Source organism: Asticcacaulis sp. W401b (assembly GCF_046503825.1).
In the GTDB taxonomy this organism is placed as follows: domain Bacteria; phylum Pseudomonadota; class Alphaproteobacteria; order Caulobacterales; family Caulobacteraceae; genus Asticcacaulis.
Window position 1 is genome coordinate 157919 of sequence record NZ_JBKFEE010000005.1, and the last position, 22586, is coordinate 180504.

Consider the following 22586-nt stretch of genomic DNA (forward strand, 5'->3'; position numbering starts at 1 on the left):
TTATCGTTTCATTGACCAATCAGTCAACGAACAGCGTATTAAAAATAATCAATGCCGCCAAAACCCCACACTGCCCCTGCCGAGGACCCGTGCGCCTGCGGCCTGAAAGCCGTCGCTAGGCGGCTGGGCATCCGCGAGCGCGCCAAGGCGCTGCGGCCGGGCCAGATACTGGAGGCGGCGCGTGACGAATTCTGTCAGCATGGGTTTGCGGCGACGCGGCTGGAAGACATTGCCAAACGCGCCGGCATCTCCAAGGCGCTGATCTACGTCTATTATCCGACCAAAACGGATTTGTTTCTGGCGGTTGCCCGTCATGTGACCGACCCCATCAAAGGCGCAGACTTCGTACTGGACCCCGAACGCTCCGCCGAGGACCAGTTGCGGCACGAGCACGAACGCTTCTACGCCAACCTGCTACAGGATGAACATACGCTGGGCATCCTCAGACTGATCATTTCGGAGAGCCACCGCGTGCCCGAAATCGGCCAGTTCTATGCGCTGGAGCTGGTGGGCGGTGAAATCGAGAGCCTGCGCGACCTGATCCGACACGGCATGGCGCGCGGTGAATTCGCGCCCGACGCGCTGGAGCGGCTGACCGGCATCGAAGACATCGTCATCGCGCCGGGCATCATGATCATGCTGACCCAGATCATTGGCGGCGGCGTGCAATACGATCTGAGCAAATGGTCGAAGGCGCATCTCGACATGGTGCTGGGGCTGCTGAAGGCCGGTTGAGCCCACCAAGGTGTATTGTCTTCTTATCAGAGCCGCGTACACTTTCAGTTAAGCATAGCAAGGACAGGGCATCATGGTCGATTGGGAAGGCGGACGCCGCAGCGGGGTTGAGGATCGGCGCGGTCTGGGCGGCGGGGCCCTGATCGGGGGCGGCAGTATCGGGGCCATCGTGCTGGCCCTGATCGGCTATTTCGTCTTCGGCATCGACCCGCAGACCCTGCTCAGCCAGACGGCGCAGGTGTCGGGTCAGGCCTCCGGTCCGGCCGCAGTCGGGGCCTGCCCCGAAGGCGACAAGGCCTGCGAATTTACCGACGTCATGCACACCTCGGCCAATGAGGTGTGGGCCTCGGCCATCCGCGGCTATGAGCCCTCGACTCTTGTCCTCTATACGCAGGGCACCCAGACGGGGTGCGGTGTGGGGCAGTCGGCCATGGGGCCCTTCTACTGCCCTGCCGACCGCAAGGTCTATCTCGATCTCGACTTTGCCCGCACGCTGGAACAGCAACTGGGCGCATCGGGTGACTTTGCCCTGGCCTACGTCATCGGCCATGAGGTCGGGCACCATGTGCAAAATATCACCGGCCTGTCCGGCGAGGTGCAGCAAAGGCAGCAGCGCCTGAGCGAGCGCGGGTCAAACGCCCTGTCGGTCAAGCTGGAGCTTCAGGCCGACTGCTATGCCGGGGTGTGGGCCAAACGCTCGGACGCGCAGGCCCACTGGCTGGAAGCCGGCGATCTGGAAGAAGCGCTCAACGCCGCCTCAGCCGTCGGCGATGACACCTTGCAACGACGCAGCGGCGGCGAAGTCGTGCCGGATTCCTTCACGCACGGCACGTCGAAGGAACGGGTCTATTGGTTCAGCACCGGTTATGCGTCCGGCGATCCCAAGGCCTGCGATACCTTCAAAGCCTGAGCCCGACCCCGCTCAACTATACGATAAAACAACGACTTACGGCACGATTTTGGTTCAAACCTGGCGGAATCGGCTGTAGGATGCTGCCTGACACAGGGGCAACCAGACTGAGGCAGGGCCGGACACCGCCATGAGGGAAAGCGACGCCAACCGTATCCGTCAGTTGCAACTGCTGGCGACCATCTCCGATGAGGCCTTCGCGCAGATCACGCGCGGCGCGCTGGTGCAGACCTTCCCCGCCGGGGCCAACCTCATCTACGAAGCGGATTCGGTCGATTTTCTGTATATTCTGATCGACGGCATGGTCGAGCTTCAGGGCCACTGGCACGATAAGGAAAGCACGCTGGCCGTGCTGCGGCCCATCTCGACCTTCATTCTGGCCGCCGTGGTCCTCGACGCCCCGGCCCTGATGGCGGCGCGCACCCTAAGCCGCTCCCAGATCGTCATGCTGCCCGCCGAGACGTTCCGCGCTGCCATGCGCGACGACGCGGGTTTTGCCGTCGCCGTGGCCCAGGAATTGTCGGGCTGCTATCGCGGGCTGGTCAGAACCATCAAGAACCACAAGCTGCGGTCGGGCACCGAGCGGCTGGCCAACTATCTCCTGACCCAGCAGGTGCGGCAGGGCGGTGGCGACACGGTCGAACTGCCCTACGAAAAGCGCATATTAGCCTCGCTTCTTGACCTTACGCCCGAAAGCCTGTCGCGTGCCTTTGCCCAACTCGACAAGTACGGCGTCGCCGTTACCGGCAGCCGCGTCGTCATCGGCAATGCGGCGGGCCTGCGCAAGCTGGCGCGCCCCAATGCCCTGATCGACAACCATCAGCCGCCCAGAGGCGACGTGCAGGGCAAGGCCGCCAAGGAGCTGTGGCCCCTGCCCGGCGATCGCGGCTGCGGCATGGAAGTGGAATAGCCACTTATCAAATATCAAGTCGCCAAACGGCCTTGATCAATAGGGCCCCTATCGCACGTTAAGGCGCGTGCGGCGCGAGCTGCATATACCACTCCCTGAGGCTGTTTCAGGAGTGAGTCCATGTCTATGCCCTTTTCTCCAGACCCTGTTGAGGGCACGGATGCCCGTCTCCGTCGATAAGGCCCTGCGCACAGTGCGACGCAAGGGCTGGGAACCCACGCCGACCGACGACGGTCTGTGGTCGCTGGCGCACGTCGTGTTGTCCACGGACGAACTGATCGCGCTGGCGGCGGCTCTGGTCGCGGCGGAACCGAAGGCGGCCCTGGCGGACGATCCCACACGCCAAAAATAACAGCGGCTTGCGGCAAATTGCCCCGCGCCATTTGGCTCAGGCGCTTTTGTCCGCACGGAACGGTAACCACCCCCACACACACAGGCCGCCCAACGGCCTTTCACCCACAGCGAGGCGGCGGCCGGATTCCATCCGGCCCCCATCAGGACAGACACATATGACGGCGCACGAGGTCTTTTCGGGACTGTTCCCGGCCTGCGGCGCCCTTGTCGAGGGACAGGGGCCGCTGTGGCTTGGCCTGTTCCTGGCCGGTCTGACGGGCAGTGTCGCCCACTGCCTGCCCATGTGCGGGCCGTTTGTGCTGATGCAGATGGCTGCGCCGGGTCAGTCGCGGTGGGCGCGCCTGCTCTTACCCTATCACGCCGGTCGCCTGACCACCTATGCCCTGCTGGGGGCCGCCGCCGGGAGCGTGCTGTTCTTCCTGCCCGCCTCGCCTGTGCTGGAGCTGGTGCGCCGCGCCCTGCTGGCTCTGGTGGCCACGGCCTTTCTCTATCTGCTGGCCGAAGGGCTTCTGGCGCGGGTGGGTCTGCGCCTGCCTTTTCGGTTGGGCCCGAATCTCGGCCTGCGCCTGCCGTGCCGTCTCAAGGCGATGTCCGGCCACAACAGCCCGCGCGTGGTGGCGCGCTATGCGCTCGGCCTAAGTCTGGGTCTGCTGCCATGCGGCCTCGTCTTCGTCGCCCTGACGGCGGTGGCCGCGGCGGGCAATCCCCTCTCCGGCGCGCTGGGGATGCTGGCCTTCGGGGCTGGCACCGTCCCGGCGCTCAGCGCGCTGGGCCTGTTCGGCGCGCCCCTCCTGCAACGCTGGCCGTGGTTTCAGGACGCCCTGCGCCTGACCGCGCTTGGCGTCAATGCCGCCCTCCTCTTCGCCCTCAGCGCCCGATTCTGACACAGTAAGGAAACACTTCATGTCACAAACCGCTATAGCCCCACCGCCAAAGGTCGCCCCCGCTGCCGCCGCCTCCCGGCCGGTCTATGACGAGACGATCCTCAAGTACTTCACCATCGCCGCCATGTTCTGGGGCATAGCGGGCTTTGCCGTCGGCCTCCTGATCGCCGTGCAGATGGCCTTTCCCGACTTCAACATACCGCCCTATCTGACCTTCGGGCGGTTGCGCCCGCTGCACACCTCGGCGGTGATTTTTGCCTTTGGCGGCAATGTGCTGTTTGCCACCTCCTACCACGTGGTGCAGCGCACCTGCCGCGCGCGCCTCTTCTCGGATGGTCTGAGCTGGTTCACCTTCTGGGGCTATCAGACCTTCATCCTGATGGCGGGTCTGGGCTACGTCTTCGGCGTCACACAGGGCAAGGAATATGCGGAGCCGGAATGGTATGCCGACCTGTGGCTGACCATCGTCTGGGTGGCCTATCTGATCAACTTCCTCGGCACCCTGTGGAAGCGTCAGGAAAAGCACATCTACGTCGCCAACTGGTTCTATCTGGCCTTTATCGTCACCGTGGCCATCCTGCACCTCGTCAACAACGTGTCGGTGCCCATCCAGATCGGCAGCGTCCACAGCTATTCGGCCTGGGCGGGCGTGCAGTCGGCCCTGATCCAGTGGTGGTACGGCCACAATGCGGTGGGCTTCTTCCTGACCGCCGGCTTCCTTGGCATCATGTATTACTACATCCCGAAGCAGGCCAACCGTCCGGTCTATTCCTATCGCCTGTCGATCATCCACTTCTGGGCGCTGATCTTCATCTATATCTGGGCCGGTCCGCACCACCTGCTCTACACCGCCCTGCCCGACTGGGCGCAGACTCTGGGCATGACCTTCTCCATCATCCTGTGGATGCCGTCCTGGGGCGGCATGATCAACGGCATGATGACCCTGTCGGGGGCGTGGCACAAACTGCGCGACGACCCGATCCTGCAATTCATGATCATCGCGCTGAGCTTCTACGGCATGTCCACTTTTGAGGGGCCGCTGATGTCGATCAAGGCCGTAAACTCGCTGTCGCACTATACGGACTGGACCATCGGTCACGTCCATGCGGGCGCGCTGGGCTGGGTCGCCTTCATCTCGTTCGGCGCCATCTACTATCTGGTGCCGCACCTGTGGAAGAAGCCCGGCATGTATTCGACGAAGCTGATCTCGCTGCACCTGTGGGTCGCGACCGTTGGCATCGTCGTCTACATCACCTCGATGTGGGTGGCGGGCATCATGCAGGGCCTGATGTGGCGCGCCTATAACGAGATGGGCTTCCTGACCTATTCGTTCGTCGAAACCGTCGCGGCCATGCACCCCTACTACATCATCCGCGCCATCGGGGGCCTCCTGTTCCTGCTGGGGGCGCTGATCATGGTCTTCAACATCTGGAAGACCATCGCCAGCCCCGACAGCGTCGCCTCGGAAACGGACACCCCTTCGCTGACCCCCGCCGCCCTGCCGGAGCACGTCTGATGCTGGAAAAACATAAAAAACTCGAACGCAACTCCATGCTCCTGCTGATCTTCACCGTCATTGCGGTGTCGATCGGCGGCATCATCGAGATCCTGCCACTGTTTCGCATGCAAACCACGATCGAGCCGGTCAAGGGCGTGCGTCCCTACACGCCGCTGGAGCTGATGGGGCAGGAAATCTACATCCGCGAAGGCTGCAACACCTGCCATTCGCAGCAGATCCGCCCGCTGCGCGATGAGCAGCAGCGCTATGGCCACTACTCGCTGGCGGCCGAAAGCATGTACGACCACCCCTTCGTCTGGGGCTCCAAGCGCACCGGGCCCGATCTGGCCCGGGTGGGCGGCAAGTATTCCGACGAATGGCACGTCGCGCACCTGAAAAACCCGCGCGCCGTCGTCCCGGAATCCATCATGCCCAGCTACGCCTTTCTGGCTGAAAAGCCCTATGGCGACTGGCGCATCAAAAAGCGCCTGAAGGTGCTTCAGTCGCTGGGCGTGCCCTATACGCAGGCCATGATCGACGAGGCGCAGAACGACTATGAGGCGCAGGCCAATCCCAACACCATTATCGACCCCAGCGGCCTTCAGGAACGCTATGGCGACAAGGTGGCGGTGCGCGATTTCGACGGCAATCCCGATGAAATCACCGAGATGGATGCCCTGATCGCCTATCTGCAAAAGCTGGGCACCGATGTTGATTTCTCGACCTACGACCCGGACTACGCCCTGAAACCCAAGGCGGGAGCCGCCAAATGATGAACCTGTCGCTTATGGGCGGGCTCATCACGCTCGCCTTCACGCTCACCTTCCTCGGCATCGCCCTGTGGGCCTACTGGCCGAAGAACAAAGACGCGCTTCAGGCGCATCGCCTTATCCCCCTCCAAGACGAGGACACCGACCATGTCTGATGCGCCCGAACCCCACAAAGACATCGACTCCCACACCGGGGTCGAGACGACGGGCCACGAATGGGACGGCCTGAAGGAACTGAACAACCCCGCCCCGCGCTGGTGGCTGATCGTGTGGATGCTGACCATCGTCTGGGCCATCGGTTACTGGGTGGTCTATCCGTCCTGGCCGACGCTTAGCGGTCACACCAAGGGCATTGCCGGCTGGACCCAGTACGACAAGCTGAAGCACGAGCAGGCCGAGATCACGCAGCGTCAGAGCGGCTGGCTCGGTAAGTTCCACAAGGCGAGCTTTGCCGAAATCAAGCAGGACCCCGTCCTGTTTGAATTTGCCCGCGCCGGTGGCGAAGTGGTGTTCAAGGAAAACTGCGCCGCCTGTCACGGGGCGGGCGGCGAAGGCCGTCGCGGCTATCCCAACCTCAACGACGATGACTGGCTGTTCGGCGGCACGGCCGAAGACATCTACAACACCATCAATGTCGGCTCGCATTCGACCCACCCGAACACGCACGCCGTGGCCATGCCCGCCTTTGGCGCCGTCATGGGCCGCGAAGGGATGCTGACCCCGGCCCAGATCGACGACGTGGCCACCTATGTGAGCTATCTGCGTCAGCCGGTGGCCTCCGCCGCCTTCACGCGCGGTCAGGCGGTGTTTCAGCAGAACTGCGTCAGTTGTCACGGCGAAGGCGGTATAGGCAACCGTCAGATGGGCGCCCCGCGCCTCAATGACGCCATCTGGCTCTATGGCGGTGACAAGGCCACCCTTGTCCAGACCATCACCAAGGGCCGCGCCGGCGTCATGCCGTCCTGGCAGTCGCGCATGTCCGACGATTCCCGCCGTCAGGTCGCCATCTACGTCCACAGTCTGGGCGGTGGTGAGTGACCCGTCCCCCTCCCGGCCCGCCCCTGCCGGGAGGGGGACACTTTGATTTGTCGCGATGTGGAGGCGGAAAACCGCTCACACGTTTCCGCACATCGCCCCTGAGTGTGTAACCATGTCCCTGTTTGAAACCGCCCGGAAAATCTACCCGCGCCGCGTCAAAGGCACCTTCCGGTCCCTGAAATGGCTGAGCATGATCGTCCTGCTCGGTATCTACTACGCCGCCCCGTGGCTGCGCTGGGACCGTGGCCCGCACGTACCGGATCAGGCCATACTGGTCGATCTGGTGGGGCAGCGCGGCTACTTCTTCGGCATCGAAATCTGGCCGCAGGAGGTCTATCTGCTGGTCGGCGTGCTGATCCTCGCCGCCATCGGCCTGTTCTTCGCCACGGCGCTTCTGGGGCGGGTGTGGTGCGGCTATGCCTGCCCGCAGACCGTATGGACCGACCTGTTCGTGTGGGTCGAACGCTTCGTGCAGGGCGACCGCAATGCGCGGCGCAAGCTGGACGAAAGCGCGTGGACGCTCGAAAAGCTCTGGAAAAAGACGCTGACCCACCTGATCTGGCTCCTGATCGGGGCGGTCACCGGCGGGGCGTGGGTCTTCTATTTCAATGACGCGCCCACCCTTTTCAGCGACCTGTGGCATCTGGACGTCTCGTGGTCAGTGCTGGGCTGGATCATGGCGCTTACGCTTTCGACCTATTTCATGGCCGGCTTCGCGCGCGAAAACGTCTGCACCTATATGTGCCCCTATGCGCGCTTTCAGTCGGCCATGTTCGACAAGGACACCCTGATCATCACCTATGAGGCCGAGCGCGGCGAACCGCGCGGCAAGCACAAGAAGGGCGAAAGCTGGGACGGCAAGGGCCACTGCATCGACTGCGACTCCTGCGTCATCGTCTGCCCCATGGGCATCGACATCCGCGACGGCCTTCAGATGCAGTGCATCTCCTGCGGCCTGTGCATCGACGCCTGCAACAGCGTGATGGACAAGATCGAGCTGCCGCGCGGCCTGATCCGCTATGACACCGAGTCGAACCAGCGTCAGCGGCGCGAAGGCTATCGCACGCTCGATATCGCTCACCGCAAAGGCGGCAAGACCGTCGTGCCGCCGCAAAAGATGCGCTGGGTACGGTCGCGCACCGTGGCCTATGCCCTGATCCTGTCCACCGTGGGCAGCCTGATGCTGAGCGCCATTGTGCTGCGCCCGATGACCGAACTGACGGTCAACCACGCCCGCGCGCCGCAATTTGTGCGCCTGTCCGACGGCAGCGTGCGCAATAATTACCAGATCAAGATTTTGAACAAATCGCACGACGACCGCGCCTATCACCTCAGCACGCAAGGCCTGCCTCAGGCGCGTCTGGAGGTGCTGGCCGCCGGGGATGAGGCGGTCAAGACGCTGCACGTCCCCGCCAACAGCGTCGCCAGCTTCCGCGTGCGCGTCGATACGCCGGAGGCCCCGACGCATGGCCGCAGCGATATCCGCTTCCTCTTGTCTGACACCCAAAACCCTGTGAAAACACCGGAAAGCGCCCGCCATGACAGCTACTTCATTCGCTGAGGCCAAGCCCCTCTCTCAGGCCGAGATCGACCGCCGCCGTGGCCGCTTCGTGCCGTGGGTGATCGCGGCCTTCTTCCTCAGCTTCATGATCCCCCTGATCTGTTTCACGGTCATCGCCTTTCGCCACCAGCCCAGCGAGGTCACGCCGCAGGCCTATGAAAAGGGTCTGGCCTATAACCAGACTCTGGAAGCCGCCGCTGCCCAGAAGGCGCTCGGCTGGCAGGTGACGCTCAGCCATGCGGACGGACGGCTGAGCGTGCTGGCGCGCGACGCCAAGGGCGCACCGCTGGACAACGGGCGGGTCGAGGTGTGGCTGATCCACCCGGCGCAAAAGGCGCTTGACCGCCATCTGGTGCTCACGCCCGAAGGCCAGGGCATTTATGCGACCGCCGCCGCCCTGCCCTCCCCCAGCGTGTGGACCGCCCACATCACCGTGCAGGTGGCGGACCAGCAGATGCAGACACGCGCCTTCGTGGAAAACTGATCGTGGACATTCTGATCCTTCTGGTGGCGGCGGCGGGCGTGCTGGCCCTGATTGCGGGGGCGGCCTTCATGTGGGCCCTGCGCAGCCAGCAGTTCGACGACCCGGAGATGCAGGCCGAGCGCATCCTGCACGACGATGACGAGTCATGACCGACACCCTGACCGATTACGGCTGCTACGTCACCGAAGAGGACGACGGCCATCAGGCCCTCTATCTGCGCGTCGAGGGGATGCGCTGTGCGGCCTGCGCGTGGAAGGTCGAAAGCACGCTCAATGCCTATGACGGCGTCAGCGCGCGCATGACCTACGCCACCCAGAGGCTGAAACTGGTATGGGACAAGGGTGATTTTACCCGACGCGCCAATGATCTGGCCGCCGCCGTCGAGGCGCTGGGTTTTTCCGTCGCCCCCTTCGACATTTCAAAATCCAGCGAAGGGGCCAAGGCCGAAGAGAGCCTGCTGCTGCGCTGTCTGGCCGTGGCCGGGTTTGCCACCACCTTTGTCATGCTGTTCGCCGACGCCCTGTGGTTCAGCGACGACGCCTCGCTCAACGGGGCGACGCGCGACCTGATGCACTGGGCTATGGCGCTGGTCGCCCTGCCGACCACGCTTTATGCCGGCCGCCCCTTCTTCCGCAGCGCCATCGCCGCCCTCAGGCACGGCCGCAGCAACATGGACGTGCCGATCAGCGTCGCCGTGCTGCTGACGGCGGGGATGAGCCTGTTCGAGACGATCCGCCACGGGCCGCACGTCTATTTCGACGCCTCGGTCATGCTGCTGTTCTTCCTGCTGATCGGGCGCTACCTTGACCTCAAGGCGCGCGGCAAGGCGCGGGAAGCCGCCGAGGGGCTGCTGGCCATGCTCGACGGCACGGCCAGTGTACGCGAGGACGACCAGGTGCGGGCGTGTAAGATCAGCGACCTGCGCCCCGGCATGACTCTTGTGGTGGCCGCCGGTGAAAAGATCGCCGCCGACGCCACCCTGACGCGCGGCACGACCGAGGTCGATACCAGCCTGCTGACCGGTGAGACCCTGCCGCGCGCCGTCGGCCCCGGGGAGACGGTCTATGCCGGCACGATCAATGTCGCCGCCCCCGTCGAAGCCGTCATCACGGCGGCCTCAGAGAACAGCCTGTTGTCGCGCACCGTGGCGCTGATGGAGACGGCCGAACAGGGTCAGGCGCGCTTTGTGCACATTGCCGACCGCGTGGCGGCCATCTATGCGCCGGTGGTGCATATTGTGGCGGCCCTGACCTTTGCCGGGTGGGCCCTGTGGGGGCATGGCGGCTGGCAGGACGCGCTGCTGAAGGCCATGGCCGTGCTGATCGTCACCTGCCCCTGTGCACTGGGGCTGGCTGTGCCGGTGGCGCAGGTTCTGGCGTCGGGGCAATTGTTCCGGCGCGGCATCCTGCTGAAATCGGCGCGGGGGCTGGAGCGTCTGGCCGCCGCCGATACGGTCATCTTTGACAAGACCGGCACCCTGACGCGCGGTCAGCCGACCTGGATGAACCCGCAGGCGCTCAATGAATACGAGACGCGGCTGGCTGTGGCGCTGGCGGCGCAAAGCCGTCACCCCCTGTCGCGCGCTTTGGTGCAGGCGCGGCCCGACCTGCCTGTCCTCCCCGCCACGGTCGAGGATGTGCCCGGCTGCGGCCTGCGCGGCGAGGTGGAGGGTGAGCCGGTAAGGCTGGGCAAGGCGACGTGGTTGGGTATAGACAGTGCGGGTGACAGCGCCCCGGAACTGTGGTTCCGGCGGGGTAACAACGCCCCGGTGCGTCTGGTGTTCGAGGACACGCTGCGGCTTGATGCGCGGCGGACCATCGACGCGCTGAAGGCGCGCGGGCTCGACATCTGGCTCCTGTCCGGCGACCGGCACGTCGCGGCGCAACGGGTGGCGGCGGAGTTGGGCATCGACACCTGTCACGCCGACCTGTCGCCGCTGGAAAAACTCGGCACCGTGCAGCGGTTACAAGCCGAAGGGCGCAAGGTGCTGATGGTCGGCGACGGGCTCAACGACGCGGCGGCCCTGTCGGCGGCCAGCGTCTCTATCTCCCCGGCATCGGGCATGGACATCACGCAGAACGCCGCCGACCTCGTCTTCCGTGGCGATAGTCTTTGGCCCGTGGCCGAGGCGCTGCGCGTGGCCGAACGCACCGGGCGCATCGTCACGCAGAATTTCGTCCTGTCGTTTGGCTATAATCTGATCGCCATTCCGCTGGCCGTGGGGGGCTGGGTGACACCGCTGATCGCCGCCATCGCCATGTCGGCCTCGTCACTGGTGGTGGTGGCCAATGCGTTCCGGCTCAAACTCCCGGGGCGCATAGCATAGCACAAAGCCGCCCGTCGCCGGGCGGCTTCCCTTTACGCTGACTGTACGCTTACTAAAACCTACGCCACCAGGGCTTCGACATTTTCCTTCACCTCTTCAGAGGCTTGCGTCACGTCGTTAAAGGTGGTGCTCAGGTGACTGAGTTTTTGATCGATCTCATGCACCGCGGTCACGGCGGCCTGCATATTGCCCGATATCTCAGCGCTGACGGCGTTTTGCTGCTCGATAGCCGAGGCGACCCCGGCGACATTGTCCATTACCGCCGTCATGCTGGAGGTAATGATGCCCAGCGCGCCCACCACCTCGGTCGTCACCGTCTGCATGTTGGCGATTTCCTTGGAGATGGTCTCCGTGGAGCGCGCCGCCTGATTGGCCAGCGACTTGACCTCAGACGCCACAACGGCAAAGCCCCTGCCCGCCTCGCCCGCGCGCGCCGACTCGATGGTGGCATTGAGCGCCAGAAGATTGATCTGGCTGGCGATTTCGCGGATCATTTCGACCACATTGTTCATCGAGGTCGCTGAGTCATTGAGCGCCCCTGCAGACTTCCCGGCCCCTTCGGCGTGACGGAAGATGCCTTCGACGCTTTCGCGCGCCTGACCCATATTGCCGGCGATTTCCTTGACGCTGGCGCTCAGTTCCTCAGACGCCGCCGCCACCGCATTGACCACCGAGCCGGTTTCCGTCGAGGCCGTCGAGGCCGTGGCCGCCATCTGTGTCGCTTCGACCATCTGTTTAACGACGCCGTTCAACTGACGATCGACCTCACGGCTCAGTTGTTCATTGCGAAGACGGCGTTTGACGGCCTCGGTCGTGTCGGTAGCGAACTTGACCACCTTGATGACCGCACCGGTGTCGTCAAAAACCGGATTGTAGGAGGCCTGAATATAGACCTCCTTGCCACCCTTGCCCAGACGCCGGTATTCCGCCGCCTGAAACTCACCGCGTTGCAGCCGCTCCCAGAACTGACGATATTCCGCCGATTGCGCGTATTGCGGTTCGCAGAAGAGGCGGTGATGCTGACCGACAATCTCCTTGAGACTATAGCCCAGGGTTTTCAGGAAATTGTCATTGGCGGTCAGAATCTCGCCCTGCGGCGTGAATTCGATCACCGCCTGAGCGCGGGAAATGGCTTCGACCTTGCCCGCATGATCAAGGGATTTCGCCTTGGCCTCGGTGATATCGGCAGCGAGCTTCACCCCCCGCACGACCTTGCCGCTCTTGTCCTTGACGGGGTTGTAGCTGGCCTGAAGCCAGACGATCTTGCCATGATTGCCGATGCGCTTGAATTCGCCCGCCTGAAAGCGTCCGGCGGCCAGATCGCTCCAGAAATGGCGATAGGCCTCCGACTGCACATAGTCGGGCAGGCAAAAGAGTCTGTGATGCTGACCGACCACTTCGCGCTCGCTATAGCCCACAGCCGCCAGAAAATTGGCATTGGCCGAAATGATCTTGCCGTCCGGTGTGAACTGGATGATCGCCTGCGATGTATCCAATGCGTCAAGTACAGCCTTATCCAGGCTGGTGTTTGAACCGAAAAACACTTTAATCCACCCTATCCCTACGCGGACACGTTGGCGTCCGCTCAGCCTCAACTTACCGCAGCTTCAAGGCTCTTTCCGGCCTCTGTTGCATCACTGCGCCTGATTTTGGGGCACAAACCTTAACGCGTCGATAACGCCATTATCGTTAGTAGGGTCTTTACGCCCCACTACATAGGTGTCGCTCAGGCGATCACCTTGCGGCGCAAGGCTTCGGCCACCGCGTGGGTGCGCCCGCGCACGCCCATCTTCTTCGCCGCCGACTTGGCATAGGTATAGATGGTATCGGTGGCATAGCCCGTCACCTGATGGATGGCGGGCACCTCAAGACCATCGGCAAAGTGTTTGAGGCAGGCCAGTTCGCCCTCGGACAGACCCAGATGCTGGTTCATGGCACTGAGAAGCTGATCCGACAGTTCGGCGTGCACCACGCGCGTCGTCATTTCGAGGATGAATTTTTCGTGATCACTAAACGGCGTGGTCCGGCAGAAGGTCACGCCGCCGAAGCGGTGTTCGCCATTGAAAAAACCGACGGCGCTGCGCGTCGTGATATCGAACTGCCGCTCCAGTTGCCGGATGCGCTCGACGCCGGGTCCGGTCAGCACGTCGGGCCCCAGATCGTGCCAACTGCCCCAATGCTGCTCCGCCGTCATCAGGTAGGACATGGGGTCCTGATGATAGAGCTTTTCAGTGAGGAACAGGCGGATAAACGCTTCCGGCATATCCGAAGCCAGCATGACGCCGCGCCCCACGCCCAGTCCGAAAAAGGCCATGCCCGACATGGCAAAGCTGTCGAAAGGCACGATCTGGCGCAGGGTTTCCATCAGCGGGTGCCGGGCGTGCGTGCGCCCGAACTGATTGGCGATCACTTCCATCGCTGCCTGCCGGGCGGGGTCCGCGACGCGCTTGGAGATATAGCTGGGCATGTCCCGTCCGATTCGAAGAAAAACCAGTCCGGTTACACTTATACCGCGAACACGACTTTGCAATCGTCTTCACCCGCCAAACGCCAACATTTCATCTTGTGGCGTTAACGCTCCGACGTCTGAGCTTATTTACGGGCTTGCGTAAACAGCACTGCCGACTCCGTCTGCGCCTTTTGCGCCTCAGGGACATAGGCCGTGGTTTGCAGGAAGGCGTGGATCAGGCTTGGGTAGTGCAGGCGTTTAACCATCACCCCCGCCCCGCTCAGCTTATCGGCAAAGGTGCGCTGCGAGTCTTTCAGCGGATCGAAACCGGCCGTGACGATCACCGTGGCCGGCAGGCCTTTCAGGTCGGCCTGCATCGGCGAGGCGTCTTCGGCAGGTGGCGTTGTGCCGGCGGGATAGACCTGCGCCGCCAGATACTCCAGATTGTCGGCGTCAAGGCCGTAGCCGCTACCCAGTTCCGTCATCGACGGATAGCTGTTCACCCGATCCACCCCCGGATAGTAGAGCAGAAGCCCCGTCGGATGGACTGCCGCCTTTTTCTGTTTCAGCGCCACCGACAGGGCCAGCGTCCCTCCGGCGCTGTCGCCGCCTAGGCTCAGGCGTTTCACGTCCCCGCCAAACTCTTTGGCGTGCGCGGCGACCCACGCCCAGGCGTCTTCGGCGTCCTGATGCGCCGCCGGGTACGGGTGTTCGGGGGCCAGCCGATAGCCGGGGGCGACCACGATCATCTTCAGGTCGCGCGCCAGCGCCCGCAAGCTGGGGTCAAAGGCGTCGAGGCTGCCGAACATAAAGCCGCCGCCGTGATAATAGACCAGAACGGGGGCGGATTTGACGCCCTGCAAGGCCGCCGGGACGAAGATACGCACGGGCAGGTCTCCGCCGCGCGTCGGGATGCTCCGGTCGCTGGCCAGTACCCCTTCGACGGGCGCGGTGCGCGTCGCCCAGTAGCGATTGAGCGCGGCGCGCGTGGCGTTGCGCCCGGCCTCAGTGGCATAGACGGCGCGCATCTGCGCCTTGACGGCAGGCGTCGCCGCCGGGCGCGTCACGTTTTCGAGCACGTATTGCAGACGCGCATCAAGCGCGTGGCCCTCCGACACTTCGCGCGGCCCTTTGAGGTGGGCGATAAACCACGCCTCATCCTGCTGCATGAAGGCGACGGCCTGCGCCTCGACAGGCGTCGGCACGATGGGTTCAGCCGCCAGCGGCGTGGTCATAAGGCAGACTCCGACGGTCAGGACAGGCAGCAGGCGTTTCATGTGGCGTCTCCCGATTGTGTTTTTGAGGAGAATGACCGCATCCCCCGCCGGGCGCAATGCAAAATTCAACAGCCGTGGAACTTATGCCCTCGCTGCCGCCTTTGCGCGGTCTTCCATGGCCTGAAACGCCCCCAGATGGAAGCTGATCAGGTGCTCATAGGCGTCTTCGGCGTCGTCCGAGCGGCACAGGCCGTTCGACAGGTGGTCGATGCGCCCGGTCGAGGCCATGGTCAGGGTCAAAGCCCCCGACAGGCAATGATAACCCCAGTACAGCTCGCGGTCAGCGACGTGCGGCAGGACGCGGCGCAGGGCGTCGATGAATTTGAGGATCAGGCGGTCGAAATGCGTGGTCATCATCGGGGCCAGCACGCCCGACGAATTGACCTGCGCCACCAGCCGGCAATAGTTGCGAAAGCCCGGATCGGCGGCGGCGTGCATGGTCTGCACCGGCACGATAAAGGCGCGCAGGATCGACTCCAGCGTGGGCGCCTCTTCGCTGTCCATCACCGTGCGCAAGGCCGCCTCGCGCCGGTCGTTGAGCACCAAAGCCCGTCGCCCGAAGACAGCGTCGTATAGGCCTTGTTTGGACTCGAAATAGTAGTTGGGCAGGGCCACATCGACGCCCGCCGCCTGTGCCACCTGACGCACCGTCACCCCGTCAAACCCGTGCTGTGAGAACAGGGCCTCGGCGGCATCGAGCACCAGATCGCGGCGCGAGGGCGCATCCGACACCTTGCGGCGGCCCTTGGGGCTTTTGACGATCGGTTCAGGGGCAGAGGCGGGCGGCATGTATCCACGGGATGAGATTCGATGATGGTTCCGTCTAACACAGGCGCGCAGATGGCGAAAAGGAAAACGTTTTCCACGCATTCGTCTGCGAATACAGGGTGCGCCGATTTGGCCACAACAAAGTTAATTTCTACGGAAATTGAATTTAGCGGCTTGACATTCAACGACCGTTGAAAAATGCTCTGGTTACCGGCCTGCATAAAGAAGCCGGACCTACACGGGAAAAACAGCACAGGACACAATGCCATGTCGGCAGGGTTAACCTACGACGACGTGACCTATCGCAGCGGCGCAGATTCGCTGGGCAGCGGACGGCTGAGCCTGTACGCCCGCGACTACAACCCGACGGCTGAGCGCGCGGTGTTCTGCCTGCACGGCCTGACGCGCAACAGCGCCGATTTCGAGCCGCTGATGGCGCACCTGCCCGCCGATCATCGCTTTATCATCCCGGATCAGCGCGGACGCGGGCGCTCCGACTATGACAGCGAACCGGCCCACTATGCGCTCGGCGTCTATGTGCAGGACATGCTGGCCCTGATGGCGCATCTGGGGGTGGAGCGCGCCACCTTTATCGGTACGTCTATGGGCGGGCTGATCTCGATGCTGCTGGCCGCCACCGCGCCGCAGTCCGTGCGCGGCATCGTCCTCAACGATATTGGTCCGAAGCTGTCGCCCGAAGGGCTGGAACGCATCCGCGGCTATGTCGGCAAAGGGAAACCGGTCACCACCTGGGCTGACGCTGCGGAAAACACCCGCCTGATCAATGCCGAAGCCTTCCCCGGTTTCGGCCCGGATGAGTGGATGGCCTTTGCGCGCCGCACCCATGTGGAGGTCGAAGGCCGCCCCGTCCCCGCTTACGATCCGGCCATAGCGGCCGGCATGGCACCGGGCAGTCAGGCCGTCGCCCCGCCCGAACTGTGGGACCTGTGGGCCGGGCTGAAAGACATACCCGTCCTTGCCCTGCGCGGGGCCCTGTCCGACCTCTTGTCGGCGGAGGCCTTGCAGCGCATGGCCGACACCCACCCGCAGACGCGCACCGTCACCGTCCCCGACCGGGGTCATGCGCCCCTGCTGGACGAACCGGCGGCCCTGTCGGCCATCCAAGCCTTTTTACGGGAACAGGCCCTGCGCCCCTGATCCGGGCTTTGGTCGCTGCCGCCTCAAGTATGCGTTTCAACTATAAACCTACAGGGAAACCCCATGAAACAGACCTTCAAACCCTTGCTGATGGCTTCCGTCGCCAGCCTCGGCACCCTTCTCGCCCTCGCCGCGCCGCAGGCCTTTGCCCAAACCGCACCCCAGCCCGCCGCCTCCGCCGATGAGGTGACCGACGTCGTCGTCACCGCCCGCCGCCGCGCCGAAACCCTGAAAGACGTGCCGATCGCCGTCTCCACCTTCTCTTCGGCCAAGCTGGACCAGACCGGCGCGCAGGACATCACCGCGCTTCAGCAGCAAGCCCCCAACATGACGCTTCAGGTGGCGCGCGGCTCCAACTCGACGCTGATCGCCTTCATTCGCGGCGTGGGTCAGCAGGACCCGCTGTGGGGCTTTGAACCGGGCGTCGGCCTCTATGTCGATGACGTCTATGTGGCGCGTCCGCAAGGCGCCGTGCTCGACATCTATGACGTGCAGCGCGTCGAAGTGCTGCGCGGTCCGCAAGGCACCCTCTATGGCCGCAACACCATTGGCGGCGCCATCAAATACGTCACCAAGCCGCTGGACATGACCTCGCCCACCTTTATGGCGCGCGGTTCGCTGGGCAGCTATAATCAACGCGATCTGGTTCTGACCGGCTCGATCCCCCTGACGGATCAGTTCGCGGTCGGCGCGGCGATTGCCAAATATAACCGCGACGGTTTCGGCAAGAACCTGTTCACCGGTGCCGAGCACTACAACAAGGACGTCACCGCCGTCCGCCTGAGCGCTGAATATAACCCGACGGACAAGCTTTCGCTGCGCCTCGCCTATGACCGCACACAGGACGATTCCAACGCCCGACATGGTCACCGCGAAACCCCGGCCCTCAATTCGGTGGGCGGCCCGCTCTATACCGGCACGCAGGCCGTGTGGAACACGCCCCCGGCCGATCCCTATGACACCTATGCGGGTCTGGGCGACAAGAACAAGGTCGAAACCGACGGCGTGTCGCTGACGGCGGAATACAAGATCTCGGACACGCTGACCTTCAAGTCGATCTCGGCCGTGCGTTCGGGTGAGACGGCGACGAAGATCGACTTCGACAACACGCCGGGCGGCTTTATGGACGTGCCGGCCAAGTACGAAGACACGCAGGCGACGCAGGAACTTCAGTTCACCTATGGCGGCGAACGCTGGTCGTGGGTGGCCGGTCTCTTCTATCTCAACAGCACGGCATCGGGCGCGTTCGACACCACCATCCTCGGAAATGCGGCCACCACCCTGACCCAGGGCAAGGTGCGCACCAACTCCATCGCCGCCTTTGCCGACTTTAACTACAAGCTGACGGACAAGTGGTCGCTGTCGTTCGGCGGCCGTTACACCAAGGATAACAAGCGCGGCACCGTCTATCGTGCCAACTATGCCGGAGCCCCCTCGCCCGTCTTCGGCGGCACAGGGGCCGTCACCCTGCTGCGCTCGAACTACTCCAACGACAAATCGTTCGACAAGTTCACGCCGCGCGTTTCGCTGTCCTACGCCTTTACTCCGGCCCTGACCGGCTATGCGGCGGTCTCCGAAGGCTTCAAGTCCGGCGGCTTTGACATGCGCGGCGACGTCATCCTGACGCCCTCGACCGTCAATGGTTACAATCCGGAAACCGTGCTCAGCAAGGAAATTGGCCTGAAAGGTACCACCTTTGACGGCCGGATGAACTTTACTCTGGCCGTCTTCGACTCGAAGTACGACGACATGCAGATCACCCGTCAGACCCCGGTGGGCGCGACGGTGGCCTCTCAGGTCGAAAACGCCGGTAAGGCCTCGATTCGCGGCGCTGAATTCGAAGGGACGCTGCGCTTTACGGACAAGCTGACCGGCAATTTCGCGCTTGGCTATACGGGCGCGGATTTCGACGAATTCATCAGCTACAACGTGCTTACCGCATCTTACGTCAATCTGGCTGGTGTCTATAACTTCCAGATGACGCCGGAATGGACCAATAATTTTGGCCTGACCTACAAGACAGACGCCTTTGGCGGCTCGCTGGTGGTGTCGCCGCAGGCCAGCTACCGCTCCGACATGCAGATGTTCGAAGCGGCCAATGCCGCCCTCGATCAGAAGGCCTACTGGCTCTATGATATGGGCGTCACCTGGACCGCGCCGGGCGCCAAATACAAGGTCGGCCTCTATGGCCGTAACCTCGGCGATGAGCGCTACCGCACGGGCGGCTATAACTTCCCCAGCAGCGTCTCGCCGCTGTTCGGCAACTCGGTGTCGGCCTTCTACGGCGCGCCGCGCACCGTGACCCTCACTCTGGAATATCGTTACTAGACAATAAATTAAGGTCTGTATCCTGACCTCTCTCCCGTGACACCCTGCGGGGGAGAGGTTCTTTTTTCCAAGGTTTCCAATGACCAGCCCCACCCCCGACGCGGCCCCGATCAAGGGGCGTTATCTGGCCCTGTTTGCCCTGATCGTCGTCTATACGTTCAACTTCCTCGACCGGCAGATCATCTCGATCCTGAAAGACCCCATCGCGCAGGAACTGGGCCTCAGCGATACGCAACTGGGGCTGATGGGCGGGCTGGCCTTTGCGCTGCTCTACACCACCCTGGCCATTCCGGTGGCGTGGCTGGCCGACCGCACCTCGCGCGTGTGGATCATGACCACGGCTCTGACCATCTGGTCCGGCTTTACCGCCCTGTGCGGTCTGGCGCACAACTTCACCCATCTGTTTATTGCCCGCATGGGCGTCGGCGTCGGCGAAGCGGGTGGCGTCGCCCCGGCCTACAGCCTGATTGCCGACTATTTCCCGCCCAAACAGCGGGCCAAGGCGCTGGCCATCTATTCGTTTGGTATTCCGGTGGGCTCCGCCGCCGGTGTGCTGTTTGGCGGGCTTCTGGCCGCGAAGGTGGACTGGCGCTTTGCCTTTATCGCCATCGGCTGTGCGGGCATTCTGATCGCGCCGCTGTTCCGTCTGATGGTCAAGGACCCGCCGCGTGGACGCTATGACGCCGCTGCGGGCAAGCCGCTGGGCTTTATCGCCGCGTGCAAGCTGGCCTTTGCCAAGCCGACCTTCTGGCTCCTGTCCTTCGGAGCCGCCTGTTCGTCCATGGTCTCCTATGGTTTCATGTACTGGCTGCCGACCTTCCTGTCGCGCTCGCTGCACCTCGACCTCGTGTCGCGCTCGTGGTTTCTGGCCGCACTTCTGTTCGTCGGCGGCGTCGCGGGTATGGCGCTGGGCGGCGTGCTGGGCGACAAGCTGGGGCAGAAGTCCAAGCGCGCCTATCCGCTGATCCCGTGCGTCGCTTTTATCATCTCCGTGCCGCTCTACGCGCTGGGCGTGCTGGCCACCACGCCGGAGACAGCCTTTGCCCTGTTCCTGCTGCCGCAGGCGCTGGGCCTGATGTGGCTGGGGCCGGTGCTGACGGCGGTTCAGCATCTGGGTCCGGGCCATTCGCGCACCATGATCTCGTCGCTGTTCCTGCTGATCAATAATCTGATCGGCATTGCGGTGGGGACGTGGTTCTTCGGCGCGGCGTCGGATTATCTGAAGCCCCTCTATGGCGACGCCTCGATCAAGTACGCCTTTCTGGCGGGCCTGAGCTTCTATGTGCTGGCGGCGATCCTGCTGTTCTTCGCCTCGCTGCGCATCCGCCGCGACTGGGTGGATTAGATCATTATATTTAGCGCCTCGCCGGGTGCGGGCTCCGCCACCTTGGCCGCCGCCTCAATGGCGGCTTGAGTGGAATGATTTTAGAAATCATTCCACTCTAATACCTACTGCGCGGTCCATCCCCCGTCGATGGGGATGGCCGTCCCGGTCACATTGTGGGCCAGAGGTGAAGACAGCCACAGGGCCAGCGCCGCGATTTCGTCGGGGGCGCTCATGCGCTGCGACGGCTGTTTTTCGGCCAGAAGCGCGGCGATCCCCGCCTGACGATCGCCCCCGGCGGCCGCAGCGCGCGCCTGTATCTGCGGCTCGATCAGGGCCGTCTCGGTCCAGCCGGGGCACAGGCAGTTGATGGTTACGCCGGTGCGCGCATATTCGAGCGCCGCCACCTTCGACAGGCCGACCAGCCCGAATTTCGAGGCCACATACGGCCCCTTCTCGACCGAGGCGACGAGGCCGTGCACCGAGGCGATATTGATGACGCGCCCGAAGCCGCGCGCCGCCATGCGCGGCAGGGCATAGCGCAGGGTGGCCATGGCCGCCGTCAGATTGACCGACAACACCGTATCCCAGGTGGCATCATCTATCTGGGCAAAGGGCAGGGTCTTCTGCACCCCGGCATTGTTGATCAGTATGTCGATGCCGCCACCCCAGTTCCACGCGGCCGCCATCAGGCCATCAATGGCCGCCCGGTCGCGCAGATCGCCGTCGAAAAAGCGCACCTGTGCCCCCAGACGGCGGATATGATCGGTGGCGGCATCAACCTGTTGCGGCGTCGCCAGCCCGTGCAGGGCGATATTGGCCCCCGCCTTGGCAAAGGCTTCGGCTATGGCCAGCCCTATGCCCTGAACAGAGCCGGTAATCAGCGCGGTCCGCCCGCGAAGAGAAGCGTCGGTCATGGTGTGTGTCCCTGTTTTGGCCCTTCTGTGCACGGTGGCGGGGCTTCGGGCTTGACTATCGGCGGGCCGTCACAGGGGGTCAATGAAAAATTCAACAAATGCTGAATTTTTTGCTCGCAAGGGGATGACAAACGGCGCTGGAGTGCGTAGGAATGCGCAAAAATACACGGGAGAGACCGATGCCGTCGAAGATATATGCGGACGCGAAGAGTGCGCTGGAGGGGCTGACATTTGACGGGATGACGGTGATGGCCGGAGGCTTTGGCCTGTGCGGCATCCCCGAAAACCTGATCGCCGCGCTGCGCGACTCAGGCGTGACCGGGATCACCGCCATTTCCAACAATGCCGGGGTCGATGGCTTCGGGCTGGGGATGCTGCTCAACACCCGTCAGATCAAAAAGATGATCTCGTCCTATGTCGGCGAAAACAAGGAGTTCGAGCGGCAGTATCTGGCGGGCGAGTTGGAGCTGGAGTTCAATCCGCAGGGCACCCTGGCCGAACGCATTCGTGCCGGCGGGGCCGGGATTCCGGGCTTCTACACCGCCACCGGCGTCGGCACGCTGGTCGCTGAGGGCAAGGAGCTGAAAGACTTCAACGGCAAGACCTATGTGCTGGAGACGGGTCTGGTCGCCGACCTCTCCATCGTCAAGGCGTGGAAGGCCGATGAACGCGGCAATCTGATCTTCCGCAAGACGGCGCGCAATTTCAACCCGATGATGGCCACCGCCGGCAAGGTCTGCGTGGCCGAGGTCGAGGAAATCGTGCCGGTGGGGTCGCTCGATCCCGACACCATCCACACGCCCGGCATCTATGTCGATCGCCTGATCAAAGGCACGTTCGAAAAACGCATCGAACAGCGCACCGTGCGTCAGAGAGAAGGCGCCTGATCATGCCC

The 22586-nt window shown here is 63.4% G+C and carries 22 protein-coding genes; 17 read left to right on the forward strand and 5 right to left on the reverse strand.

The annotated features are described in order from the left end of the window. Positions 1–51: 51 nt before the first annotated feature. The 13 genes from ACK8OE_RS12705 (at position 52) to ACK8OE_RS12765 (ending at position 11470) form a co-directional block, all read left to right on the forward strand. The gene (locus tag ACK8OE_RS12705) at positions 52–735 is read left to right on the forward strand and encodes a TetR/AcrR family transcriptional regulator (protein ID WP_290798866.1); all 684 of its coding nucleotides are present in this window, start codon (positions 52–54) and stop codon (positions 733–735) included. Positions 736–808: 73 nt separating this feature from the next. Then, positions 809–1645 carry a neutral zinc metallopeptidase gene (locus ACK8OE_RS12710; RefSeq protein ID WP_290798869.1) on the forward strand — a complete coding sequence of 279 codons (837 nt, stop codon included), beginning with the start codon at positions 809–811 and terminating at the stop codon, positions 1643–1645. Positions 1646–1775: 130 nt separating this feature from the next. After that, positions 1776–2555 (forward strand): helix-turn-helix domain-containing protein, encoded by a 780-nt coding sequence (locus ACK8OE_RS12715; protein WP_410272817.1) that lies wholly within the window; start codon positions 1776–1778, stop codon positions 2553–2555. A gap of 160 nt (positions 2556–2715) precedes the next feature. Next, on the forward strand, positions 2716–2907 hold the full coding sequence (locus tag ACK8OE_RS12720; protein ID WP_410272818.1) for a hypothetical protein: 192 nt from the start codon (positions 2716–2718) through the stop codon (positions 2905–2907). A gap of 157 nt (positions 2908–3064) precedes the next feature. After that, entirely contained in the window at positions 3065–3793 is a 729-nt protein-coding gene (locus tag ACK8OE_RS12725) for a sulfite exporter TauE/SafE family protein (protein WP_410272819.1), read from the forward strand. 19 nt (positions 3794–3812) lie between these two features. Beyond that, on the forward strand, positions 3813–5309 hold the full coding sequence (gene ccoN / locus ACK8OE_RS12730; protein WP_290798891.1) for a cytochrome-c oxidase, cbb3-type subunit I: 1497 nt from the start codon (positions 3813–3815) through the stop codon (positions 5307–5309). Then, positions 5309–6064, forward strand: coding sequence for a cytochrome-c oxidase, cbb3-type subunit II (ccoO, locus tag ACK8OE_RS12735; protein WP_290798894.1), 756 nt, complete (start codon positions 5309–5311; stop codon positions 6062–6064). Before ccoN ends, ccoO begins: the two co-directional genes overlap by 1 nt. Continuing rightward, positions 6061–6216, forward strand: a complete 156-nt coding sequence (locus ACK8OE_RS12740; RefSeq protein ID WP_013480886.1) for a cbb3-type cytochrome oxidase subunit 3 — start codon at positions 6061–6063, stop codon at positions 6214–6216. The genes ccoO and ACK8OE_RS12740 overlap by 4 nt, the downstream gene beginning before the upstream one ends. Next, on the forward strand, positions 6209–7099 hold the full coding sequence (ccoP, locus tag ACK8OE_RS12745) for a cytochrome-c oxidase, cbb3-type subunit III (RefSeq protein ID WP_410272820.1): 891 nt from the start codon (positions 6209–6211) through the stop codon (positions 7097–7099). Before ACK8OE_RS12740 ends, ccoP begins: the two co-directional genes overlap by 8 nt. A 112-nt stretch (positions 7100–7211) precedes the next feature. Next, positions 7212–8660 carry a cytochrome c oxidase accessory protein CcoG gene (gene ccoG / locus ACK8OE_RS12750; RefSeq protein WP_410272821.1) on the forward strand — a complete coding sequence of 483 codons (1449 nt, stop codon included), beginning with the start codon at positions 7212–7214 and terminating at the stop codon, positions 8658–8660. Next, positions 8638–9144, forward strand: coding sequence for a FixH family protein (locus tag ACK8OE_RS12755; RefSeq protein ID WP_410272822.1), 507 nt, complete (start codon positions 8638–8640; stop codon positions 9142–9144). The genes ccoG and ACK8OE_RS12755 overlap by 23 nt, the downstream gene beginning before the upstream one ends. 2 nt (positions 9145–9146) lie before the next feature. Continuing rightward, positions 9147–9293, forward strand: coding sequence for a cbb3-type cytochrome oxidase assembly protein CcoS (ccoS, locus tag ACK8OE_RS12760; RefSeq protein ID WP_126423081.1), 147 nt, complete (start codon positions 9147–9149; stop codon positions 9291–9293). After that, the gene (locus tag ACK8OE_RS12765) at positions 9290–11470 is read left to right on the forward strand and encodes a heavy metal translocating P-type ATPase (protein WP_410272823.1); all 2181 of its coding nucleotides are present in this window, start codon (positions 9290–9292) and stop codon (positions 11468–11470) included. The genes ccoS and ACK8OE_RS12765 overlap by 4 nt, the downstream gene beginning before the upstream one ends. 59 nt (positions 11471–11529) lie before the next feature. Here ACK8OE_RS12765 and ACK8OE_RS12770 read toward each other — a convergent pair whose 3' ends face one another. From ACK8OE_RS12770 to ACK8OE_RS12785, 4 genes are all read right to left on the reverse strand, one after another. Then, entirely contained in the window at positions 11530–13014 is a 1485-nt protein-coding gene (locus tag ACK8OE_RS12770) for a PAS domain-containing protein (protein ID WP_410272824.1), read from the reverse strand. A 182-nt stretch (positions 13015–13196) separates the two neighbouring features. Then, complete coding sequence (locus ACK8OE_RS12775) at positions 13197–13937, reverse strand: helix-turn-helix transcriptional regulator (protein ID WP_290798914.1); 741 nt, start codon at positions 13935–13937, stop codon at positions 13197–13199. Between the two features lie 125 nt (positions 13938–14062). Further along, positions 14063–15196 carry an alpha/beta hydrolase gene (locus ACK8OE_RS12780; RefSeq protein WP_410272825.1) on the reverse strand — a complete coding sequence of 378 codons (1134 nt, stop codon included), beginning with the start codon at positions 15194–15196 and terminating at the stop codon, positions 14063–14065. Between the two features lie 81 nt (positions 15197–15277). Further along, entirely contained in the window at positions 15278–15985 is a 708-nt protein-coding gene (locus ACK8OE_RS12785; RefSeq protein ID WP_410272826.1) for a TetR family transcriptional regulator, read from the reverse strand. A gap of 246 nt (positions 15986–16231) precedes the next feature. Between ACK8OE_RS12785 and ACK8OE_RS12790 the strand changes: the two genes are divergently transcribed. The 3 genes from ACK8OE_RS12790 (at position 16232) to ACK8OE_RS12800 (ending at position 20795) form a co-directional block, all read left to right on the forward strand. Further along, complete coding sequence (locus tag ACK8OE_RS12790) at positions 16232–17122, forward strand: alpha/beta fold hydrolase (RefSeq protein ID WP_290798923.1); 891 nt, start codon at positions 16232–16234, stop codon at positions 17120–17122. Between the two features lie 63 nt (positions 17123–17185). After that, positions 17186–19450, forward strand: a complete 2265-nt coding sequence (locus ACK8OE_RS12795) for a TonB-dependent receptor (RefSeq protein WP_410272827.1) — start codon at positions 17186–17188, stop codon at positions 19448–19450. Positions 19451–19529: 79 nt separating this feature from the next. Next, positions 19530–20795: a spinster family MFS transporter gene (locus ACK8OE_RS12800; RefSeq protein WP_410272828.1), complete on the forward strand. Its 1266-nt coding sequence runs from the start codon at positions 19530–19532 to the stop codon at positions 20793–20795. A gap of 104 nt (positions 20796–20899) precedes the next feature. On the opposite strand, the gene ACK8OE_RS12805 is transcribed toward ACK8OE_RS12800, so the two are convergent. Further along, a complete protein-coding gene (locus ACK8OE_RS12805) occupies positions 20900–21691 on the reverse strand; it encodes a 3-hydroxybutyrate dehydrogenase (protein ID WP_410272829.1) in 792 nt (263 codons plus the stop codon). A 179-nt stretch (positions 21692–21870) separates the two neighbouring features. Here ACK8OE_RS12805 and ACK8OE_RS12810 point away from each other — a divergent pair, with 179 nt between their 5' ends. Continuing rightward, positions 21871–22578, forward strand: coding sequence for a CoA transferase subunit A (locus ACK8OE_RS12810; RefSeq protein ID WP_409646517.1), 708 nt, complete (start codon positions 21871–21873; stop codon positions 22576–22578). The last annotated feature ends 8 nt before the right edge of the window (positions 22579–22586 follow it).

Excerpts from the sequence above, each read along its gene's own strand:
- ACK8OE_RS12705 (WP_290798866.1), top strand. The coding sequence starts at position 52 with ATGCCGCCAAAACCCCACACTGCCCCTGCCGAGGACCCGTGCGCCTGC.
- ACK8OE_RS12710 (WP_290798869.1), top strand. The coding sequence starts at position 809 with ATGGTCGATTGGGAAGGCGGACGCCGCAGCGGGGTTGAGGATCGGCGC.
- ACK8OE_RS12715 (WP_410272817.1), top strand. The coding sequence starts at position 1,776 with ATGAGGGAAAGCGACGCCAACCGTATCCGTCAGTTGCAACTGCTGGCG.
- ACK8OE_RS12720 (WP_410272818.1), top strand. The coding sequence starts at position 2,716 with ATGCCCGTCTCCGTCGATAAGGCCCTGCGCACAGTGCGACGCAAGGGC.
- ACK8OE_RS12725 (WP_410272819.1), top strand. The coding sequence starts at position 3,065 with ATGACGGCGCACGAGGTCTTTTCGGGACTGTTCCCGGCCTGCGGCGCC.
- ccoN (WP_290798891.1), top strand. The coding sequence starts at position 3,813 with ATGTCACAAACCGCTATAGCCCCACCGCCAAAGGTCGCCCCCGCTGCC.
- ccoO (WP_290798894.1), top strand. The coding sequence starts at position 5,309 with ATGCTGGAAAAACATAAAAAACTCGAACGCAACTCCATGCTCCTGCTG.
- ACK8OE_RS12740 (WP_013480886.1), top strand. The coding sequence starts at position 6,061 with ATGATGAACCTGTCGCTTATGGGCGGGCTCATCACGCTCGCCTTCACG.
- ccoP (WP_410272820.1), top strand. The coding sequence starts at position 6,209 with ATGTCTGATGCGCCCGAACCCCACAAAGACATCGACTCCCACACCGGG.
- ccoG (WP_410272821.1), top strand. The coding sequence starts at position 7,212 with ATGTCCCTGTTTGAAACCGCCCGGAAAATCTACCCGCGCCGCGTCAAA.
- ACK8OE_RS12755 (WP_410272822.1), top strand. The coding sequence starts at position 8,638 with ATGACAGCTACTTCATTCGCTGAGGCCAAGCCCCTCTCTCAGGCCGAG.
- ACK8OE_RS12765 (WP_410272823.1), top strand. The coding sequence starts at position 9,290 with ATGACCGACACCCTGACCGATTACGGCTGCTACGTCACCGAAGAGGAC.
- ACK8OE_RS12775 (WP_290798914.1), bottom strand. The coding sequence starts at position 13,937 with ATGCCCAGCTATATCTCCAAGCGCGTCGCGGACCCCGCCCGGCAGGCA.
- ACK8OE_RS12780 (WP_410272825.1), bottom strand. The coding sequence starts at position 15,196 with ATGAAACGCCTGCTGCCTGTCCTGACCGTCGGAGTCTGCCTTATGACC.
- ACK8OE_RS12785 (WP_410272826.1), bottom strand. The coding sequence starts at position 15,985 with ATGCCGCCCGCCTCTGCCCCTGAACCGATCGTCAAAAGCCCCAAGGGC.
- ACK8OE_RS12790 (WP_290798923.1), top strand. The coding sequence starts at position 16,232 with ATGTCGGCAGGGTTAACCTACGACGACGTGACCTATCGCAGCGGCGCA.
- ACK8OE_RS12795 (WP_410272827.1), top strand. The coding sequence starts at position 17,186 with ATGAAACAGACCTTCAAACCCTTGCTGATGGCTTCCGTCGCCAGCCTC.
- ACK8OE_RS12800 (WP_410272828.1), top strand. The coding sequence starts at position 19,530 with ATGACCAGCCCCACCCCCGACGCGGCCCCGATCAAGGGGCGTTATCTG.
- ACK8OE_RS12805 (WP_410272829.1), bottom strand. The coding sequence starts at position 21,691 with ATGACCGACGCTTCTCTTCGCGGGCGGACCGCGCTGATTACCGGCTCT.
- ACK8OE_RS12810 (WP_409646517.1), top strand. The coding sequence starts at position 21,871 with ATGCCGTCGAAGATATATGCGGACGCGAAGAGTGCGCTGGAGGGGCTG.